This window comes from Rathayibacter sp. VKM Ac-2926 (genome assembly GCF_022815565.1).
GTDB classification, from domain to species: Bacteria; Actinomycetota; Actinomycetes; order Actinomycetales; family Microbacteriaceae; genus Rathayibacter; species Rathayibacter festucae.
Genome location: NZ_JALGRS010000011.1, coordinates 121,494 through 141,100 on the forward strand (window position 1 = coordinate 121,494; position 19,607 = coordinate 141,100).

Here is a 19,607-nt window from a genome sequence, read left to right on the forward strand (position 1 = left end):
GTGAGGTCGAGCGCCCGTCGGGCCGGTCCGGATCGCTCCGGAGCGGACGTGACTACTGGCGGAAGATCGAGATCAGTCGCAGCAGCTCGAGGTACATCCAGACGACGGTGACGAGGATGCCGTAGGCGCCCGTCCAGCCGTAGATGCGCGGGGCGCCGTTGCGGACGCCCTGCTGGATGAACTCGAAGTCCATCACGAGGGAGTAGGTGGCGAGCGCGATGGCGATGAGGCCGATCACGATGCCGATGAAGCCGGTGCGGAGACCGAAGCCGCCGCCGACGCCGAACAGGCCGAGGCCGAGGTTGACCAGCGAGAAGACCGCGTAGCTGATCATGCCGATGAAGAAGATCTTGTTCAGCTTCGGCGAGGTGCGGATCTTGCCGTTCATGAACAGCGCCAGGGTGACGCCGATCACGACGACGGTCGCGAGCAGGGCCTGGACGACCGCGCCCTCGTAGGCGCTCTCGAAGAAGCGCGAGATCGCGCCGACTCCGATGCCCTGGAACGCCGCGTAGCCGAGGATCAGGCCCGGCGACGGCACCTTCTTGAAGGCGTTGACGATGCCGAGGACCAGCGCGACGAGCACGGCCGGCAGCATCAGCCCGGGGACGAACCAGCCCACCGCGGCGCCCCCGAGGAGCACGACGAAGGCGAGTGCCGTCTTCGCGAGGGTGTCCTCGACGGTCATCCGGTTGGTGTCGGCCGAGCCCGCGGCCGGACGGTTGTACATCTGGTCGAGCGTGCCGGGCGACACGTCCGGGACGTCCTGCACGCGGCCGGCGTAGCCCCGGTTGCTGAACTCCGGACGACCGAACGCCGGGTTGTTGCTTGCCATGGTTCCTCTTCTCTCAGGTGCGCTCGACGGTGACGGACGGATCCGTCGGGACTCGCGGAGCTGAGTCGCTGTGACTGCGGGATCCACCGGCTGCCCTCTCGGGCCGCAGGCGGTAGGTCCACAGTATCTGAGAACATCTCTCAGAGTCTGGCTATTCCCTTCGCGGGAGCCCCGGTTCCGCCCGGAGTCGCCTGCCGCCGCCCGTAGGATCGCCGCATGCCGACCCGTCCCGTCCCGCTCGTCATCGGCCACCGCGGGGCCAGCGGCTACCGCCCGGAGCACACCAGATCGGCCTACGAGCTCGCGATCGCGCTCGGCGCCGACGCCGTCGAGCCGGATCTCGTCGCCTCGCGCGACGGGGTGCTGGTGCTCCGGCACGAGAACGAGATCTCCGGCACGACTGACGTGGAACGTCGCCCCGAGTTCGCGCAGCGCCGCACGACGAAGCGCGTCGACGGCAAGGAGATCTCGGGCTGGTTCACCGAGGACTTCACTTGGGCCGAGCTGTCGACGCTCCGCGCGCGGGAGCGGCTGCCGGCCGTCCGCGCCTCGAGCGCCACCTTCGACGGGCAGTTCCCGATCCTGCGCTTCAGCGATCTCCTCGCCCTGCTCGACCGGGCGGGGGAGGAGTCGCCCCCGTCGCCGCCGGGGCTCGTCGCCGAGATCAAGCACGCCACGTACTTCGATGCGCTGGGTCTGCCGCTGGACGTCCTCCTCGAGCAGGAGCTGGCCGCGGCGGGCTGGGCGCGCACCGATCCGCGGCTGACGATCGAGAGCTTCGAGAAGACCGTCCTCGAGCGCCTCGCGGTCCGCGGAGTGGGCACCCGGCGCGTCTACCTGATCGAGTCCCGCGGCACTCCGCCCGACCTCGTGGCGGCGCACGGCTCGCGGGCGACGCCCTACGCCGACTTCGTCACTCCCGCCGGCCTCCGCGGACTGGCGGGGACGGTCGACGGCGTCAGCGTCGACAAGAGCATGCTGTTCGGCCGGGACGGCGCGGGGCGGGCCGTGGGGACGAACTCGCTGGTCGCGGACGCGCACGCGGTCGGGCTGCAGGTCTACACGTGGACGCTGCGCGCCGAGAACCGCTTCCTCGAGAAGGTGCACCGCGTCGGCCGCGAGCCGGAGGCGTACGGCGCCTGGCAGGACGAGTTCCGCGCGATCCTGCGCACCGGGATCGACGGGGTGTTCGCGGACCAGCCTGACCTGGCCATCGAGGCGCGCGCCGCCGAGGACGACGCCTGGGCGGGGTCCGCCGGCTGACCACGATCGCACGGTCCGGCGAGTGCGCAGGCGACCGGGAGCCTCCGCTGGCATCATCGGGCCGACGACCCCGCCGCCCGGCGCCCCCGCCGGTGCCGACCGACCCCGCCCCGCGCATCCCGAGAGGAGCCCGACCGTGAAGACCCGTGCCCGCATCACCCGCCGCTGGATCGTGTTCGCCGTGCTCGCCGCGCTCGGGGTCGCCGTGGTCTACGGGCTCGCCGTGCTCACCCCGCAGGGGCAGGCGGCCGAGAACTCCGGGCTGCGCGGCGCGGACCTGGTCTTCGGCCGGGCCACCGGCACGGCGGCGGGTGCGCTCGCCGACGTCACCCCGGTGTCGATGATCGGCGGTGCGCTGCTGGTCGCGGCGATCGCGCTGATCCGCCGGCGTCCGGCGCTGGCGCTCGCCTCCGTCGGCTCGATCGTCGTCACGGCCGGGCTGACGCAGCTGCTGAAGAACGTGGTGCTCGAGCGGCCGCTGCTCGTGGAGACCGACTCCTGGTACACCGGCGGCAGCTTCCCGAGCGGGCACACCGCGGCGGCGGTGTCGGTGGTCTTCGCGCTGGCGATGGTCGTCCCGGGGCGCGGGCGCACGGTCGTGCTGGCGATCGGCGGCGCCGTGGTGGTGCTGGTCGGGAATCTGACGATGGCCGCCTCCTGGCACCGCGCGAGCGATGTGCTGGGCGCCGATCTGGTCGGTCTCGCCTCCGCCTCGCTCGCCTGCGCCTGGCTGTCGACGCGGGCGCAGGTGGGGCGGGCGCCGCGGAAGCCGCCGCGCCGGGCGGTGCTGCGGGTGCTGCTGGTCTGCTCGATCGTGCTCGTGCTGACGCTCGGGGCGCTCGCCGTGCAGGGCATCCAGTACTACCCCGACGACACCAAGGACCTCACGGCGTTCGTGCTGCTGCAGGTGCTCGCGGTGGCGACCTCCACCGTCGCGGTGGTCGGCTTCGCGCTGGCCTGGCGCGGGCTCGACATCGGCGGGCCGCTCTCCGCGCCCGTGCGGCGGTCGCGCGCCGCCTGATCGGAGCCCGACCGCGCGGCGTCCCGCGGCGGGGTGTCGGAGGCGCGATCTACACTCGGAGGGACATGAGCCTCCTCTTCGATCCGAGCGATTCCCGCGCCACCCCGGTCATCGTCGGCGCGCCCGGCGGGCCCTCCGGCGACTCCGCGCGCACCGACCCCGAGCACGAGCGCCTCGTCGCGGGACTCAACCCGCAGCAGCGCGAGGCGGTCGAGTACCGCGGCGACGCGCTGCTCATCGTCGCGGGTGCCGGCTCGGGCAAGACCAGCGTGCTGACGCGGCGCATCGCGAGCCTGCTCGGCAGCGGCGAGGCCTGGCCCAGCCAGATCCTCGCGATCACCTTCACCAACAAGGCCGCCGCCGAGATGCGCGAGCGCGTCGAGAAGATCGTCGGCCAGGCGGCCGAGGGCATGTGGATCTCGACCTTCCACTCCGCCTGCGTGCGGATCCTGCGGCGCGAGGCCGAGAACTTCGGGATGACCTCGTCGTTCACCATCTACGACTCGGGCGATCAGCGGGCGCTGCTCAAGCGGATCGTGAAGGACCTCGAGGCGGACTCGCTCGGCATCACGGTCGCGAGCGCCTCGTCGAAGATCTCCAAGCTCAAGAACGAGCTCGCCGACGTCGACTCCTACGCGCGGACCGCGAACATGAGCGACCCGAACGAGGAGATGTTCCTCCAGGTCTTCCGCGCCTACTCGCGCGCGCTCGAGAGCGCGAACGCCTTCGACTTCGACGACCTGATCGCGCAGACGGTCTACCTCTTCCGCGCGTTCCCGCACGTCGCGGCGAAGTACCAGCGCCGCTTCCGGCACGTGATGGTCGACGAGTACCAGGACACGAACCACGCGCAGTACTCGCTCATCCACGAGCTGACCCGGGCCGTCCCGCCGGCGACGATCGCGGCGGCCGCCTTCGACCGGCCCTACCGCGGCCCGGTGACGGCCGACGGCTCGATCCCCGGGGCCTCGCTCACGGTCGTCGGCGACTCGGACCAGTCGATCTACGCGTTCCGCGGGGCGGACATCCGCAACATCGTCGAATTCGAGCGCGACTTCCCCGGCTGCCGGGTGATCCTGCTCGAGCAGAACTACCGCTCCACCCAGAACATCCTCTCGGCCGCGAACGCCGTCATCTCGAACAACTTCGACCGCCGTGCGAAGAACCTCTGGTCGGCCAGCGGCGAGGGCGAGAAGATCATCGGCTACACCGGGTACTCCGGCCACGACGAGGCGCAGTTCGTCGTCGACGAGATCGCGCGGATCCACGCGGCCGGCACCGGCTACGACGAGATCGCGGTGTTCTACCGCACCAACGCGCAGACCCGCGCGCTGGAGGAGATCTTCATCCGCTCCGCCCTGCCCTACCGGATCCTCGGCGGCACCAAGTTCTACGAGCGCGCCGAGATCAAGGACGCGCTCGCGTACCTGATCACGGTCGCGAACCCGGCCGACGTGCTGGCGCTGCGGCGGATCATGAACACGCCCAAGCGCGGCATCGGCCCGGCGACGGAAGCGCAGCTGCAGTCCTTCGCGGACACCAACGCGGTGACCCTACGCGAGGCGATGCGCAACGCCGGGTCGCTGGGCATGGGGCCGAAGGTGACGAAGGCGATCGTCGACCTCGCGACGCTGCTCGACGAGTGCGCGCTGATGCTCGACCCGGCGCGGCCCGAGGGCGAGGCGAAGGTGCACGAGGTGCTGTCGGCGCTGCTCTCCCGCAGCGGCTACATCGACATGCTCCGCGCCAGCCGCGACCCGCAGGACGAGGCGCGCGCCGAGAACGTCGACGAGCTGATCGCCGTGACGAAGGAGTTCGCGCGCAACAACCCCGACGGCGGTCTGGTCGACTTCCTCACCGAGGTGTCGCTCGTCGCCGCGGCGGACGACCTCGACGACGACTCCGGGACCGTGTCGCTGATGACCCTGCACACCGCGAAGGGGCTCGAGTACGACGCGGTGTTCCTCACCGGCATCGAGGAGGACCTGCTCCCGCACCGCATCTCGGCGAACGAGCCGGGCGGCCCGGCGGAGGAGCGGCGGCTGTTCTACGTGGGCATCACCCGCGCGCGCAAGCGGCTCTACCTCTCGCTCGCGATGACCCGGGCGCAGTACGGCGAGACGTCGGTCGCGATGCCGAGCCGGTTCCTCCAGGAGATCCCGGCCGAGCTGATCGAGTGGCGCCAGTCGCCGGGGGCGGCGACCTCGCGCGGCGGCACGCAGCCGCGGGCGCTCAACGCGCAGCGGCCCGGCTTCGGCCGCTCGAAGTCGAACACCGAGTTCCGCCAGGCGCTCGCCGCGGCGCCGAAGGCGAAGGGCGAGTTCCCCAATCGGATCACCGGGATGGTGCGCGACAACGGCGACCTCGAGCTGATCACGGGCGACCGCATCCGGCACACCGACTTCGGCGAGGGCCGCGTGAACGCGGTCACCGGCGAGGGCAGCAAGCGGGTCGCGCACGTGCTCTTCGACCAGGTCGGCGCCAAGAAGCTGCTGATCAAGGTCGCGCCCATCGAGAAGATCTGAGCCGGTCGGAATGCCCCGTGCCGGTCGACGAGTCGTGAGCCGCTTCGGGGGCCCTGCGGCCGACACCGCGACGAGCGGACGCGGGCCGCTCGCGGCGCGGGTGGCGACGGAGGCGTTCGCGCCGCCGGTGCTGGCGATGGTCGTCCCGCTGATCGTGGGCGCGCGGGTCGCGGACCCGCCGCTGCTCGGCGTGGCCTGGGGAGCACTCGCGGCGCTGTTCGTGGGCGTGCTGCCGTACCTCGTGGTGCGGCTGCTGATGCGCGCGGGGCGGATCCGCGGCGATCACCACGTGCCGGACCGCCGCGAGCGGGCCCTGCCGATCGGGCTCGCGCTGGTCTCGATCGTGGTCGGGCTCGTGCTGCTCGCCGTGCTCGGCGCGCCGGCCGCGGTGACGACGTTCGGCGTGGTGACGGTGGCGGTGCTCGCGGTGATCGGGATCGTCAACCTCGGCTGGAAGCTGTCGGGGCACGCCGCGGTCGTCGCGACCTGCGCGGTGGTGGTGCTGATCGCCTACGGCCCGTGGTCGCTGCTGATCACCGTGCCGATCGCTCTCTGGACCGGCTGGTCGCGCGTGCGCCTCGGCGCGCACACTCCCGCTCAGGTGATCGCGGGCGCCCTGGTCGGCGCCGTGCTCGCCTCGCTGGTCTGGTCGCTCCTGAGCTGACCCCCGCCGCGAGATGCCACTTGTGCACGCTCGACACGGCGTGTCGCGTGCGCAAGTGGCATCTCGCGGCGGGGGAGGGGGTTACTTGTCGCAGGCGATGCCGTCGCCGTCGTTGTCCAGGCGGTAGCTGTCGGGGCCGACGACCGTGACCGGGCCCTCGATGTAGACCGGGCCGTCGCCGGAGCCCGCGGCGCAGTCGCCGTCGGAGGCGATGGGGACGCACTCGCCGGCGTAGCTGGGGTGGCAGCCGGCGTCGGCTGCCGCGGTGACCGGGGCGGGGGCCGGGGCCAGCGTGCCGACGCGGGTGACGTCGTCGACGGCGGGAGTGGTGACCGCCTCCGACAGCTGCGCGCGGGAGACCTCGACGCCGTCGTGCTTGACGACCTCGAAGGTGCGGGTGAGCACGCCGTCGACGCCCGCCACGACGGTGCTCGTGCCCTGCGCGGCGCTCGGGTCGTCCTCGGTGCGGGACGATCTGGCGATCGGGGCGGTCTCGGTGACCTGCTCGGTCGTGATCACGACGGTCGGGGTCGGGGTGGGCGTCGGCGTGCGGGTGGGCGCCGGCGTGGTCGTGCGAGTCGGAGCGGCGGCGAACGACGCCGGGCTCTCGGTCCCGGACGCCACGGCCTGCTCGTCGGCGGGCGCCGGCGCGGACGTGGCTCCGAACGCGGAGGTGCTCAGGACGAGCACGAGCATCGCGGCGGCCCCCGTCATCGCCGACGCCCTGCGGCGGCGCGGCAGTCCGAGCCAGGTCGGCCGGCGCAGGAGCACGCCGTAGGCCGCCGTGATCAGAACGACGAGGGCGACCATCATCAGCGCCGACCAGGGCCCGCCCGTCAGCCAGGCGACGAGGGCGAGGAAGGCGGTGACGCCGCCGACGACCCACTGCAGCGGCGTGAGGCGGAGGCGGGTGAGCCGCAGCGATCCCGCCCGCAGCGGCCGGCGCCCGGACGGGCTGCGGTCCGCGGAGGCGGGGGCGGCGGGAACGCTGTCCTGCGGCCGGCCCGCGGACCGGAGGAGGGCGGGCAGGGCGGCCGCCCGCCGGCGGACGGCGGAACGCGGATCGACGGAGCGGGCGTTCCGGCGGGCGCGACCCGGCAGATCGGGCGGGAGGTGCGGGTGGCGGGGGCTCATCATCGTTTCTTCCTGGTGGCGCGGCGGACGCCTCAGCATGCCCCACCCGCGCCCCTCCCCGTGTCCCCCTTACAGGGGAACTCTGCACCGCGCTCCCGAGCTCGCCTCTCCGCGAGATGCCACTTATGAGCGCGACACGCCGTGAGAGGTGTGCACAAGTGGCATCTCGCGAAGAGGAGGAAGGGGTCAGGAGTACTGGGCGACGAGCTCGCGCTTCAGGATCTTGCCGCTCGGGCCGAGGGGGAGAGTCTCGACGAGCTCGATACGGCGCGGGAACTTGAAAGCGGCGAGGTGCTCGTTCGCGTAGGCGATCAGCTCCTCCGCGGTCGCCGTCGCCGAGGGCAGCAGCACGACGGCGGCCATGATCTCCTGGCCGTGCTTCTCGTCGGGGACGCCGAAGACGGCGGCGTTGGCCACGGCGGAGTGCCCGATCAGGACCTCCTCGACCTCGCGCGGGTACACGTTGTAGCCGTTGCGGATGATCATGTCCTTGGTCCGGTCGAGGATGCGGATGTAGTCCTCCTCGTCCTTGGTGCCGAGGTCGCCGGTGCGGAACCAGCCGTCGACGACCGCGGCGGCCGAGGCCTCGGGGTTGCCGAGATAGCCCTTCATCAGGTTGTGGCCGCGGACCACGATCTCGCCCAGCTCGCCGCGGGGGAGCAGCTCGATCCGGTCGGCGACCTCGGCGCGGGCGACCTCGACGTCCACGCCCCAGATCGGCGTGCCGACGGTGCCGGCGCGCGGCGGGACGCCGACGTGGTTGAAGGTCGCGACGGGCGAGGTCTCGGTCAGGCCGTAGCCCTCGTAGATCTCGACGCCGAACACCTCGCGGAAGCGCTCGATCACGGCGACGGGCAGGGCCGCTCCGCCGGAGACCGCGTAGCGCAGCGGTGGGCGGTCCTCGCGGCGGGTCGCGGCGTCGAGCAGTGCGACGTACATCGTCGGCACGCCCTCGAACACGGTGCACTCGTGCGCGATCATCGCCTCGAGCGCGGCGTCGCCGTCGAACTTGGGCACGAGCACCACGGTCGCGGCGGTGCGGAACGCGGTGTTCATCGCGCAGACCTGGCCGAAGGTGTGGAAGAGCGGCAGCGCGCCGAGGACCACGTCGCCCTGGTGCAGGTCGAAGGTGTTCATCAGGAGCACGTCGGACTGCGAGACGATCGCGAAGTGCGTGCCCTCGGCGCCCTTGGGCCGGCCGGTGGTGCCGCTGGTGTAGAGGATCGTCGCGGTGTCGAACGGCGAGCGCGGCACGTAGGTGTCGATCGGCGTCGCGTCGGCGGCGAGGTCCTCGAGGCGGGGGAAGGGGCTCTCGGTGCCGTCGGGCACCAGCACGCTCAGCACGGGGACGTCGGCCAGGGCCGCACCGGCGGCGCCCTCGGCCAGCAGCGGAGCCGCGCAGATCAGCGCGGTCGCTCCGGAGTCGCGCAGCACGTAGGCGATCTCGTCGTGCTTGAGCAGCGCGTGCACGGGCACCACGACGGCGCCCAGGGCGAGGACGGCGAAGTAGCCGCGCGGGAAGTCGGGGACGTTGGGGATCAGCAGGGCGACCCGGTCGCCGGGGCCGATGCCTCGCGCGCGGAGAGCTCCGGCGTAGGCGCGGGTCTGCTCCCAGAGGGTCCCGTAGTCGATCGCCTGCGGGCCGACCCGGACCGCGATCGTCGTCGGCGTGCGGCGGGCCGCCTCCGCCAGGATCGCCGCGACCGAGACGCTGCCGAACCCGGCCGTGGGCGGGGGTGCGGCGAGTGCCTCGGTGGTGCGCGGTTCGGTGATGCTCATCGGGGCTCCAGTCGTCGTTGACCGCCGCGGCGCGTTCGCCGGGTGCTTCACGGTAGATCCGCCGGGGGCGCCGTTCAAGCGCTGCGCATCGGATGCTCAGCGTGCCCTCCCTCTGCGACAGTGCGGCGGCAGGCTGGTGGTGGTCGTCGGCGAGGGAGCGGATCCCGCCGGAGACTAGGGCCTGCACCCGAGCACGGGCGCCCGTACAGTCGAGGCGACGACGGAGGAGGCGCTCATGCGCGGCGAGGCGACGCTCTACACCGAGACGATCGCGACGGCGCCGTTCGCGCTGGCCGTGATCGCGGAGGCGACGGGCTCGCGGGTGGTCGGCGCGCGCACCGCGGATGCGCACGTCCCGCTCTACAGCGGTCCGACCAGCGCGCGGGTCTCGGTCGCGGGCTTCGGCGACAGCGTGCCGATCAGCGTCGACGTCCGGGACGAGCGCGGGCAGGACGAGGCGCGGGCCGCCGCGCAGGCGCTCGGGTTGGAGCTCGCCGCCTACGCGGGCTGGACGATCACGGCCGGCTTCTGAGACCCCGGTCGGACTCCGCGCGCACCCGGGCCAGGAAGAACCGGCTCGGCGCGGTGCGCACCGCGGTCGGCAGGACGCGGTAGACGGCGAAGGTGCGGGCGAGCGCCCGGTCGAACCGCTTCTGCTGCCGGGCGCTCCAGCGGAAGCCGAACGGCGCGCGGAGCTCGGGCGGCAGGAGGCCCGCCGTCATCAGGCGGAGGTAGGGGCCGACCGGTCGCAGCCACCAGGCGGCGATCCCGCCGTCGAGCAGGTCGTGGGCGACCCGGCGCGCGGCGGGCGTGACCTCGAGCCGGGCGAGTTCCCGCTCCCAGTAGGCGTCGAAGGCCGCGCGGGAGTCGGGCCAGAGCTCCTCGGGCATCTGCAGCGCCGTGCCGACGACGCGGGAGCGGTGCACGATCTCGTCCGCCTCCTCGCGGCCGAGCGGGCCGAAGGCGCCCTCGTGGAGCTGGAGCATCGACTGGGTGATCGTCGCGGCGACCCAGCGCTGGAGCTCCGGATCGAACGCGGTGTAGCCGGGGCCGCGGACCGGCGCGTGCGCGCGGTTCACCCGGCGCTGGACCGAGCGGACGTCCTCGGGGCTGCCGAACTGCAGGGCGTAGAGGTAGGAGAGGGTGCCGAACAGCCGGCCGAGCGCGCGGTGGACGAAGTCGGAGTGCTCGGCGACGCCGGCGCCGACCGCGGGGTGCGCGATCTGCAGGAGGATGGCGCGCGCGCCCGCGACGAGGAAGACGCCCTCGCGGAAGACGTCGCGGTCGGCGGGTGCGCGCAGGGGCATCCCTCCACGGTACGCGGGGCAGGTCCCTCCACACGCGGCGATCCGGTGGTCCCTCCACAGTCCGCCGCTGCGCGCCCCGCGGCGCAGGAACGCCTCGCGGGGTCCGGAGTAGAGTTGGCGCGGCCCAGGAAGAGTGCCGACACAGAACCGTGCCGAGACTCCGGACAGCGCAGCGGACCACCAGCGCGGATCCGGACAGCACGGACCGCCGGCGCCGTGGGCCGACCTCGGACTCGGAACGCAAGCGCGCTCGGCGCGGAATGGGAATGCAGCGTGGATCTCTTCGAATACCAGGCCCGTGATCTGTTCGAGAAGTACGGCGTGCCCGTGCTCCCCGGCATCATCGCCGACACGCCGGAGGAGGTGCGCGCCGCGGCGGAGAAGCTGGGCGGCGTCACCGTCGTCAAGGCGCAGGTCAAGATCGGCGGCCGCGGCAAGGCGGGCGGCGTGAAGGTCGCGAAGACCGCGGACGACGCGTTCGAGGCGGCGAAGTCGATCCTCGGCCTGGACATCAAGGGCCACGTCGTCAAGCGCGTCATGGTCGCCGGTGGCGCCCGCATCGACCGCGAGTTCTACTTCTCGGTCCTGCTCGACCGGGCGAACCGCTCCTACCTCTCGCTCACCTCCTACGAGGGCGGCATGGAGATCGAGCAGCTCGCCGTCGAGCGCCCCGAGGCGCTCGCGCGCGTCGAGGTCGTCCCCGGCCAGGGCATCGACCAGGCCAAGGCCGAGGAGATCGCCCGCGCGGCGAAGTTCCCGGAGGAGCTGATCGCCAAGGTCGCCCCCGTGCTCGTGAAGCTCTACGACGTCTACACCGGCGAGGACGCGACGCTCGTCGAGGTCAACCCGCTCGTGCTCACCGAGGAGGGCGACATCGTCGCGCTCGACGGCAAGGTCTCGATCGACGAGAACGCCGGCTTCCGCCACCCCGAGCACGCCGCGCTGGAGGACAAGGACGCGGCCGACCCGCTCGAGGCCAAGGCCAAGGAGAACGACCTCAACTACGTGAAGCTCGACGGCGAGGTCGGCATCATCGGCAACGGCGCGGGCCTGGTCATGTCCACGCTCGACGTCGTCGCCTACGCCGGCGAGAAGCACAAGGGCGTGAAGCCCGCCAACTTCCTCGACATCGGTGGCGGAGCCTCCGCCCAGGTGATGGCGAACGGCCTCGACGTGATCCTCGGCGACGAGCAGGTCAAGAGCGTCTTCGTCAACGTCTTCGGCGGCATCACCGCCTGCGACGCGGTCGCCAACGGCATCCTGCAGGCCCTCGAGATCCTCGGCGACTCGGCGACCAAGCCGCTCGTCGTGCGCCTCGACGGCAACAAGGTGGAGGAGGGCCGCGCGATCCTCGAGGCCGCCGCCAACCCGCTCATCACCCTGGCCGCGACGATGGACGAGGGCGCCGACAAGGCCGCCGCACTCGCCGCCGCGTAACGACCCCCTCGACTCAAGGAATCAGAGAACAAGCATGTCGATCTTCCTCAACAAGGACTCCAAGGTCATCGTCCAGGGCATCACCGGCGGCGAGGGCACCAAGCACACCGCGCTGATGCTCAAGGCCGGCACGAACGTCGTCGGCGGCGTCAACGCCCGCAAGGCCGGCACGACCGTCACCCACGGCGACGTCGAGCTGCCCGTCTTCGGCACCGTCAAGGAGGCCATCGAGGCCACCGGCGCCGACGTCTCGATCGCGTTCGTCCCGCCCGCCTTCTCGAAGGACGCCGTCATCGAGGCGATCGACGCCGAGATCGGCCTCCTCGTCGTCATCACCGAAGGCATCCCGGTGCAGGACTCGGCCGAGTTCTGGGCCTACGCGCAGGAGAAGGGCAACAAGACCCGGATCATCGGCCCGAACTGCCCCGGCATCATCACGCCGGGCGAGTCGCTCGTGGGCATCACCCCCGCGACGATCACCGGCAAGGGCCCGATCGGCCTCGTCTCCAAGTCGGGCACGCTGACCTACCAGATGATGTACGAGCTGCGCGATCTGGGCTTCTCGACCGCCATCGGCATCGGCGGCGACCCGATCATCGGCACCACGCACATCGACGCCCTCGCGGCGTTCGAGGCGGACCCCGAGACCAAGGCGATCGTCATGATCGGCGAGATCGGCGGCGACGCCGAGGAGCGTGCGGCCGACTTCATCAAGGCGAACGTCACCAAGCCGGTCGTCGGCTACGTCGCGGGCTTCACGGCTCCCGAGGGCAAGACCATGGGCCACGCCGGCGCCATCGTCTCCGGCTCCGCGGGCACCGCGCAGGCGAAGAAGGAGGCCCTCGAGGCCGCCGGAGTCCGCGTGGGCAAGACGCCCTCCGAGACGGCCGACCTGCTCCGCGAGGTCTACGCGGCGCTGTAGCGCACCACCGTCCCGCGCGCCACGGGACGCGATCGCACGGGATCCTCTGCCTCGGCAGGGGGTCCCGTGCGATCGTTCGGGCCCCCGGCGGCGGTAGCGTGCAGGGGTGACCCGCCGCCTCGGACTCGACTTCCTGACCTTCGTGCCCTACCCCGAGGGCCCCGAGCAGCCGGGCGATGCGGCGCGCAGCCTCGAGGACGGCCTCGCGCTGTTCGAGCTCGCGGAGGAGCTCGGCTACGACACCGGCTGGGTGCGGGTGCGGCACTTCGAGCGCTTCCTCGCCTCGCCGATGACCTTCTTCGCCGCCGCCTCGCAGCGCACCCGGCGCCTGCGCCTCGGCACCGCCGTGATCGGCGCGCGCTACGAGTCGCCCGTCCGCCTCGCCGAGGACGCGGCCACGGTGGACCTGCTCTCCGGCGGCCGGCTCGACCTCGGCGTCAGCAGCGGCTTCGCGCACCTCGCCTCGGTCTTCGACGGCGTCTTCGGGCAGGCCGAGCGGGAGTTCCGCGCCGAGGCGCAGGAGCGGATCGAGCGCCTGCGCGACGCGCTCTCGGGCTCGGTGCTCGGCATCGCGGAGTCGGCACTGATGTCGGTGCCGGTCGGCGATCCGCTCGTGCAGCAGCCGCACGCGCCCGGTCTGGCCGACCGGCTCTGGTACGGCGCCGGCACCACCGCCTCCGCGGTCCGCGCCGGGGAGCAGGGCATGCACCTCCAGGTCTCGACGCTGAACACGGAGGAGACCGGGCTGTCGTTCGCCGAGCAGCAGGCCGCGCAGATCCGCGCCTACCGCGAGGCGTTCGCCGCCGCCCACCCCGGGCGCACCTCGCGGGTGACGGCGGGGCGCATCGTGCTGCCGCTGACCGGCCCCGCGGACGAGGAGGCGCACCGCCCCTTCATCGAGGGCTACCTCGCCCGGATGAACGACGACGGCCGGCCGCGCACCGCCGACCGCTCGATCATCGCGGCGCCGATGCGCTTCAGCCCGCTGCACCTCGGCACGGTCGACGAGATCGTCGCGTCGCTCTCGGCCGATCCGGCCCTGGCGGAGGCGGACTCGCTCACGATCACGCTGCCCGCGGTCGGCGGGGTCGAGTCGCACCGGCGGATCCTGCGGACGATCGCCGCAGAGATCGCGCCGCGGCTGGGCTGGACGCCCGCCGCCTAGCTGCGGCGCAGCAGGAGCAGCGAGAGCGGGCGCTGGGCGATCAGCAGCAGCAGCCACCAGAGTCCGACCGAGGGCACGAGCAGTGCGAGCGCGAGGGCGAGCACGAGGAGGGCGAACGGGACGACGGCGGGGGCCAGCCGGACCGGCCCGGCGCCCTCCCGCAGCAGGTGCGGCCGGCGCCGCAGCCGCAGCTCGATCAGCAGCAGCGCCCCGCTGACCACGACCATCGTGCCGATGTAGAGGCCGATCGTCGCGCGCGAGTCGGGCAGCAGGGCGATGGCGCTGGTCGAGAACGGGAAGAACGCGATCGCGACCAGCCAGAGCAGATCGAGCCAGACCAGCCCCGCGTCGTAGTCGCCGGCCAGCTCGAAGACCCGGTGGTGCGGCATCCAGAACACCGCGATCAGCGTGAAGGAGAGCGCGAAGGCGAGCACCGAGTCGAGGTGCTGGCCGAGGACCTCGCCCACGCCGCCGCCGTCGCGGCCGATCTCGGGAGCGAGTTGGACCAGCGGGAGCACCAGGATCGTGATCGCGATCGCCACGGTCGCGTCGGAGAAGTTGACCAGGCGGTCGAGGCCCCGCTCCGTGCGGGTGGGCCGGTGCCGCTCCGGCGGGTGACCGCGGTGCACCAGGCGCTCGATCGGGCCGGAGAGCAGCAGCAGCAGGAGCGCGAACATGTTGACGCTCGGGAGGGTGACGGCGAGCACGAGCGCAGCGGCCAGCAGCGCGATCACGATCAGTGAGCGCGAGAGCGAGCGGAGCGGGTCCGTGCCGGGCACGAGGAGGGCGGGGTCCCGGCGCAGGATCAGCTGCATCGCCAGGGTCGCGGTGCTCGCGACGATCATGGTGCCGATGTAGAGCGCGAACACGCTCGGGTCGGTGGTGAAGACGTTCGACAGCAGATTCGCCGCGAACGGCAGCAGCACGATCGCCGCGAGCCAGACGAAGTTCACCGCGACCAGCGCGGGGGAGTAGCGGGCCACGCCCTCGAAGACCGCGTGGTGCACCAGCCACAGCCGCCCGATCACGGCGAAGGTGATGAAGAACGCCGAGAGCGTGCCGTAGTGGCCGCCGAGCAGCGCGCCGAGGTCGGTCGCGCCGCCCTCCTCGACGACGTCGACGAGGGGGAGCACGAGGAACGTGATCGCGATGGCGACCGTCGCGTCGGTGAAGTTCACCAGGCGGTCGAGTCCGCGCTCGGTGCGGGAGGCGCTGGTCGTCACGGCTCGACCCTAGGGGACGGCTGCTCTGGTGACGCGGGTGGATCTCGATACGCCCGCTGCGCGGGCTACTCGATCAGCATGGCGCGGCGGTGCATGCTGGTCGAGTTGCTTCCGACGCTGGTCGGTCGCCGCTCGTCCGGGGCGTCGCTGAGCGGTCGCGGGCGGGGCCGCCGATAGGCTCGACAGGCTCATGAACCGGATCACCGTCGCACTCCTCGCCGCCTTCGACGCCGCGCTCTCGGCGCTGATCGGGCTCGCGATCCCGCTCGTGCCGCTGACGATCCTCTGGGCCGTCCAGTACGACACGGCGGTCGACTGGAGCGTCTTCTGGCGCGTCGCCGCGGACGCCTGGCTGCTCGGCCACGGCGCGGATCTGCAGGCCGCCTTCGCCCCCGACTCCCCGCTGGCGCTCGGACTCCCGGACGGCGGGCAGCCCTTCGCGATCACGATCGCGCCGCTCGCGTTCGCGCTCCTCGCGATCCTGCTGGGCGCCCGCACGGGGCGCCGCGCGCAGGAGTCGCCCTACCGCCTCCTCGGGATCGGCTCGGCGATCGCCACCTACCTCCTCGTCGCGCTGCTGGTCACCCTCGGCGCGACCACCGACGTCGCCCGGATCGACGTCCTGCAGGGCACGCTGCTCCCGCCGCTCGTCTTCGGACTCGGCGTGGTGATCGGAGCCGCGACCCACTCGGCCAGGAGCGGCGAGCGCGACCCGATCGGCGAGTTCGCCGACCGGACGCTGCACCGCCTCCCCGAGCCGGCCGCACCGCTCGTCCTCGCCTCGCTGCGCGGCGGCACGCTCGCGGCGGCCGGCGTGATCGGGGTCGCCGGCGTGCTCGTCGCGGTGCTGCTCGTCGCCGACTACGCCGCCGTCGTCGCGCTCTACGAGGGTCTCGGCGGTGAGGCGCTCGGCGGGTTGGCGCTGACGCTCGGGCAGCTGGCGATCCTCCCGAACCTGGTGATCTGGGCGGCGAGCTGGCTGATCGGACCGGGCTTCGCCCTCGGCGCCGGCTCGTCCGTCGCTCCGGCCGGGACCCTCCTCGGCCCGATCCCCTCGATCCCCGTGCTCGCGGCACTGCCGCAGGGCGAGCTCGCCTTCGCCTTCCTCGGTCTGCTCGTGCCGCTCCTGGCGGGCTTCCTCGCCGGCTGGCGGCTGCGCGCGGAAGTCGTCGACGGGCTCGACGGGCGGTCGCTGCTGCGCTGGGGTGCGGCCGCGGCGGGCGGCATCGGCGTGGTCGGCGGTCTGCTGCTCGGGCTGCTCGCCTGGTTCTCGGCGGGAGCGGCCGGGCCGGGGCGCCTCGTCCAGGTCGGGCCCGACCCGCTGCTCGTCGGCGCTTTCGCGGCGCTCGAGCTGGCGCTCGCCGCGGGTCTCGGACTGGCCGCCGGCCGCATCCGCCGCGGCTGAGCGCCGGGCCCGACCGCCGGGCCCGACCGCCGGTGGTCGCCGCGGAGGCGTCCCCCTAGACTTGCGCAGTGCTGAAGTTGGTCGTCCTCATCTCCGGCGGTGGCTCCAATCTCCGCGCGCTGCTCGAGGCGACGCGCGACGACCGCTTCCCCGCCCGCGTCGTGGCGGTCGGCAGCGACACCGATGCCGACGGCCTGCGCCACGCCGAGGCGCACGACGTCCCCTCCTTCACCGTGACGCCCGGCGCCTTCGCCTCCCGCGACGCCTGGGGCGCGGAGCTGCTCGAGCAGATCCAGGGCTGGCAGCCCGACCTGGTGGTCTGCGCCGGCTTCATGCGGATCCTGCCGCCCGTCGTCGTCGACGCCCTCAGTCCGCGGATGATCAACACGCACCCGGCACTGCTGCCGCTGTATCCCGGTGCGCACGCCGTCCGCGACGCCCTCGCCGCCGGCGCCACCGAGACCGGAGTGACGGTGCACGTCATCGACACCGGCGTCGACACCGGCCCGGTCATCGCCCAGGAGAGCCTCGCCGTGCTCCCCGGCGAGAGCGAGCACGCGCTGCACGAGCGCATCAAGACCATCGAGCGTCGCCTGCTGGTGCAGACGGTGCTCGACATCGCCCACGGAACCGTCGATCTCGAGGAGCTCGCCCGCGCATGAGCATCACCGCACACGATCCCAGCAGCTACGACGACCGCGACGTCGTCCCCGTCCGCCGGGCGCTGATCTCGGTCAGCGACAAGACCGGGCTGCTCGAGCTCGCCTCGGCGCTGGCCGGCGCCGGCGTCGAGCTGGTCTCCACCGGCTCGACCGCCGCGACCATCCGCGACGCGGGCCACTCCGTCACCGACGTCTCGGCCGTGACCGGCTTCCCGGAGTCGCTCGACGGCCGGGTGAAGACCCTGCATCCCGGCGTGCACGCGGGCATCCTCGCGGACGTGCGTCTCGCCTCGCACCGCGAGCAGCTCGAGCAGCTCGAGATCGCGCCGTTCGAGCTCGTCGTCGTGAACCTCTACCCGTTCCGCGAGACCGTCGCCGGCGGCGCCGACGCGCCGACCGTGGTCGAGAACATCGACATCGGCGGCCCCGCGCTCGTCCGCGCCTCGGCGAAGAACCACGCGAACGTGGCGATCGTCGTCGATCCGGCCGACTACGCCGGCGTCGTCGCCGCGCTCGGCACCGGCGGCACGACCCTCGCCGCCCGCCGCACGCTCGCCGCGCGCGCCTTCGCGCACACCGCCTCCTACGACTCCGCCGTCGCCGCGTGGTTCGCCGGGCAGGAGGCGGGTGGCGAGTCCGAGTTCCCCGGCTCGGTCGAGATCCGCGGCACCCGGCAGCAGGTGCTCCGCTACGGCGAGAACTCGCACCAGAAGGCGGCGCTCTACGTCTCGCCCGACGGCACCGGCATCGCCCAGGCGCGCCAGCTGCACGGCAAGGAGATGTCGTACAACAACTTCGTCGACGCCGACGCGGCCGTCCGCGCGGCCTACGACTTCGTCCTCCCCGCCGTCGCGATCATCAAGCACGCCAACCCGTGCGGCATCGCGATCGCGGGCGCGAAGGCCATCGACCCCATCGCGTCCGCGCACCGCCGCGCCCACGAGTGCGACCCGGTGTCCGCGTTCGGCGGCGTCATCGCCGCGAACCGGACCGTCACCCTCGCCATGGCCGAGACGGTGAAGGAGATCTTCACCGAGGTCCTCGTCGCCCCCGGCTTCGAGCCCGAGGCGCTCGAGGTGCTGAAGACCAAGAAGAACCTGCGCCTGCTGCAGCTTCCCGACTTCTACGCCCCCGTCGAGACCGAGTTCAAGCAGATCTCCGGCGGGATCCTGCTGCAGGAGCCCGACCGCTTCATCGGCGGCCCCGGCGAGGTCAGCTCCGGCTGGGACCTCGTCGCCGGCGAGCCCGCCGACGCGGACACGATGCTCGACCTCGAGTTCGCCTGGAAGGCCTGCCGCGCCGTCAAGTCGAACGCGATCCTGCTCGCCAAGGGCGGCGCCTCCGTCGGCGTCGGCATGGGCCAGGTCAACCGCGTCGACTCCTGCCACCTCGCCGTCTCCCGTGCCGGCGACCGCGCCCCCGGCTCCGTCGCCGCCTCCGACGCGTTCTTCCCCTTCGCCGACGGCCTCGAGGTCCTCCTCGCCGCCGGCGTCAAGGCCGTTGTCCAGCCCGGCGGCTCCGTCCGCGACCCCGAGGTCATCGAGGCCGCGAAGCGCGCCGGCGTCACCATGTACACGACGGGGGAGCGGCACTTCTTCCACTGAGCGCCGCAGGCGCTCAGTGGGCGCCTTCTTCCACGCCGCTCCCTGCGCGGCGTGGCGCGGTCGGCCTCTCGGGGTGGTGCGTTCCGCAGGGCGGGTCGCGTCGGCGCTCTCGGGAATCGCTTGGCACGCGATCCCCGATGAAGCGCCTCTCCCGGTGCTGTCTTCCACGCCGCTCCTCGCGCGGCGTGGCGCGGTCGGCCTCCTGGGGTGGTGCGTTCCGCAGAGCGGGTCGCGTCGGCCGCCGCGGGAATCGCCTGGCACGCGATCCCCGCACGCGGCCTCTCCCTTCGGGAGTCGGGGTCTGCCCGCTCCACTCCTCAGAAGTTGTCGTAGTCGAGCGTCGAGTCCGACAACATTTGCGGACTCGGGGTGCGTGCCCGGCGCCGCGCCGCCACTCTCCAAAAGTTGCGGTAGTGGGGGGGCGACCACCGCAACTTCTGCGGAGTCGGTGGCCTCCGAGCGCGGACGGGTCCCTCCGCTCTCCAGAAGTTGTCGTAGTCGAGCGTCGAGTCCGGCAACTTTTGCGGACTCGGGGAGCGAGCCCGGCGCCGCGCCGCCACTCTCCAGAAGTTGCGGTAGCGGGGCGCGACTACCGCAACTTCTGCGGAGTCGGCGGCCTCCGGGCCTGGACCGAGGTGTCTGCTCTCCAGGAGTTGTCGTG

The 19,607-nt window shown here is 72.7% G+C and carries 16 protein-coding genes; 11 read left to right on the forward strand and 5 right to left on the reverse strand.

The features are described from left to right. Positions 1-52: 52 nt before the first annotated feature. Positions 53-835 carry a Bax inhibitor-1/YccA family protein gene (locus MT351_RS15460; protein ID WP_243582584.1) on the reverse strand — a complete coding sequence of 261 codons (783 nt, stop codon included), beginning with the start codon at positions 833-835 and terminating at the stop codon, positions 53-55. 216 nt (positions 836-1,051) lie between these two features. Between MT351_RS15460 and MT351_RS15465 the strand changes: the two genes are divergently transcribed. From MT351_RS15465 to MT351_RS20365, 4 genes are all read left to right on the forward strand, one after another. After that, positions 1,052-2,098: a glycerophosphodiester phosphodiesterase family protein gene (locus MT351_RS15465; RefSeq protein WP_243582585.1), complete on the forward strand. Its 1,047-nt coding sequence runs from the start codon at positions 1,052-1,054 to the stop codon at positions 2,096-2,098. A gap of 136 nt (positions 2,099-2,234) precedes the next feature. Further along, positions 2,235-3,119: a phosphatase PAP2 family protein gene (locus MT351_RS15470; RefSeq protein ID WP_123445105.1), complete on the forward strand. Its 885-nt coding sequence runs from the start codon at positions 2,235-2,237 to the stop codon at positions 3,117-3,119. A gap of 65 nt (positions 3,120-3,184) precedes the next feature. Further along, a complete protein-coding gene (locus MT351_RS15475; protein WP_243582586.1) occupies positions 3,185-5,644 on the forward strand; it encodes an ATP-dependent helicase in 2,460 nt (819 codons plus the stop codon). 34 nt (positions 5,645-5,678) lie between these two features. After that, positions 5,679-6,308 (forward strand): phosphatase PAP2 family protein, encoded by a 630-nt coding sequence (locus MT351_RS20365; protein ID WP_243582587.1) that lies wholly within the window; start codon positions 5,679-5,681, stop codon positions 6,306-6,308. A gap of 81 nt (positions 6,309-6,389) precedes the next feature. Here MT351_RS20365 and MT351_RS15485 read toward each other — a convergent pair whose 3' ends face one another. Both MT351_RS15485 and MT351_RS15490 read right to left on the reverse strand, forming a co-directional pair. Continuing rightward, on the reverse strand, positions 6,390-7,442 hold the full coding sequence (locus tag MT351_RS15485; protein ID WP_243582588.1) for a G5 domain-containing protein: 1,053 nt from the start codon (positions 7,440-7,442) through the stop codon (positions 6,390-6,392). A gap of 186 nt (positions 7,443-7,628) precedes the next feature. Further along, positions 7,629-9,221, reverse strand: a complete 1,593-nt coding sequence (locus MT351_RS15490; RefSeq protein WP_123735064.1) for a long-chain fatty acid--CoA ligase — start codon at positions 9,219-9,221, stop codon at positions 7,629-7,631. A 235-nt stretch (positions 9,222-9,456) separates the two neighbouring features. Between MT351_RS15490 and MT351_RS15495 the strand changes: the two genes are divergently transcribed. Further along, the gene (locus MT351_RS15495; RefSeq protein WP_123702176.1) at positions 9,457-9,753 is read left to right on the forward strand and encodes a hypothetical protein; all 297 of its coding nucleotides are present in this window, start codon (positions 9,457-9,459) and stop codon (positions 9,751-9,753) included. Here the strand turns inward: MT351_RS15495 and MT351_RS15500 are convergent. Beyond that, positions 9,737-10,528, reverse strand: coding sequence for an oxygenase MpaB family protein (locus MT351_RS15500; RefSeq protein WP_123735065.1), 792 nt, complete (start codon positions 10,526-10,528; stop codon positions 9,737-9,739). The genes MT351_RS15495 and MT351_RS15500 overlap by 17 nt on opposite strands. Positions 10,529-10,801: 273 nt before the next feature. On the opposite strand from MT351_RS15500, the gene sucC reads away from it, so the two are divergent. From sucC to MT351_RS15515, 3 genes are all read left to right on the forward strand, one after another. Then, complete coding sequence (sucC, locus tag MT351_RS15505; protein WP_123702180.1) at positions 10,802-11,965, forward strand: ADP-forming succinate--CoA ligase subunit beta; 1,164 nt, start codon at positions 10,802-10,804, stop codon at positions 11,963-11,965. A gap of 34 nt (positions 11,966-11,999) precedes the next feature. Beyond that, positions 12,000-12,887 carry a succinate--CoA ligase subunit alpha gene (sucD, locus tag MT351_RS15510; RefSeq protein WP_123445113.1) on the forward strand — a complete coding sequence of 296 codons (888 nt, stop codon included), beginning with the start codon at positions 12,000-12,002 and terminating at the stop codon, positions 12,885-12,887. Positions 12,888-12,993: 106 nt separating this feature from the next. Then, on the forward strand, positions 12,994-14,052 hold the full coding sequence (locus tag MT351_RS15515; RefSeq protein WP_123735066.1) for an LLM class flavin-dependent oxidoreductase: 1,059 nt from the start codon (positions 12,994-12,996) through the stop codon (positions 14,050-14,052). Here the strand turns inward: MT351_RS15515 and MT351_RS15520 are convergent. Then, positions 14,049-15,275 carry a TMEM175 family protein gene (locus MT351_RS15520; RefSeq protein ID WP_243582589.1) on the reverse strand — a complete coding sequence of 409 codons (1,227 nt, stop codon included), beginning with the start codon at positions 15,273-15,275 and terminating at the stop codon, positions 14,049-14,051. The genes MT351_RS15515 and MT351_RS15520 overlap by 4 nt on opposite strands. A gap of 190 nt (positions 15,276-15,465) precedes the next feature. Here MT351_RS15520 and MT351_RS15525 point away from each other — a divergent pair, with 190 nt between their 5' ends. The 3 genes from MT351_RS15525 to purH all read left to right on the forward strand — a co-directional run bounded on the left by MT351_RS15525 (position 15,466) and on the right by purH (position 18,946). Next, positions 15,466-16,680 (forward strand): DUF6350 family protein, encoded by a 1,215-nt coding sequence (locus MT351_RS15525; RefSeq protein ID WP_243582590.1) that lies wholly within the window; start codon positions 15,466-15,468, stop codon positions 16,678-16,680. A 68-nt stretch (positions 16,681-16,748) separates the two neighbouring features. Next, complete coding sequence (purN, locus tag MT351_RS15530) at positions 16,749-17,342, forward strand: phosphoribosylglycinamide formyltransferase (RefSeq protein ID WP_123735069.1); 594 nt, start codon at positions 16,749-16,751, stop codon at positions 17,340-17,342. Continuing rightward, entirely contained in the window at positions 17,339-18,946 is a 1,608-nt protein-coding gene (gene purH / locus MT351_RS15535) for a bifunctional phosphoribosylaminoimidazolecarboxamide formyltransferase/IMP cyclohydrolase (RefSeq protein ID WP_243582591.1), read from the forward strand. The genes purN and purH overlap by 4 nt, the downstream gene beginning before the upstream one ends. Positions 18,947-19,607 lie beyond the last annotated feature (661 nt).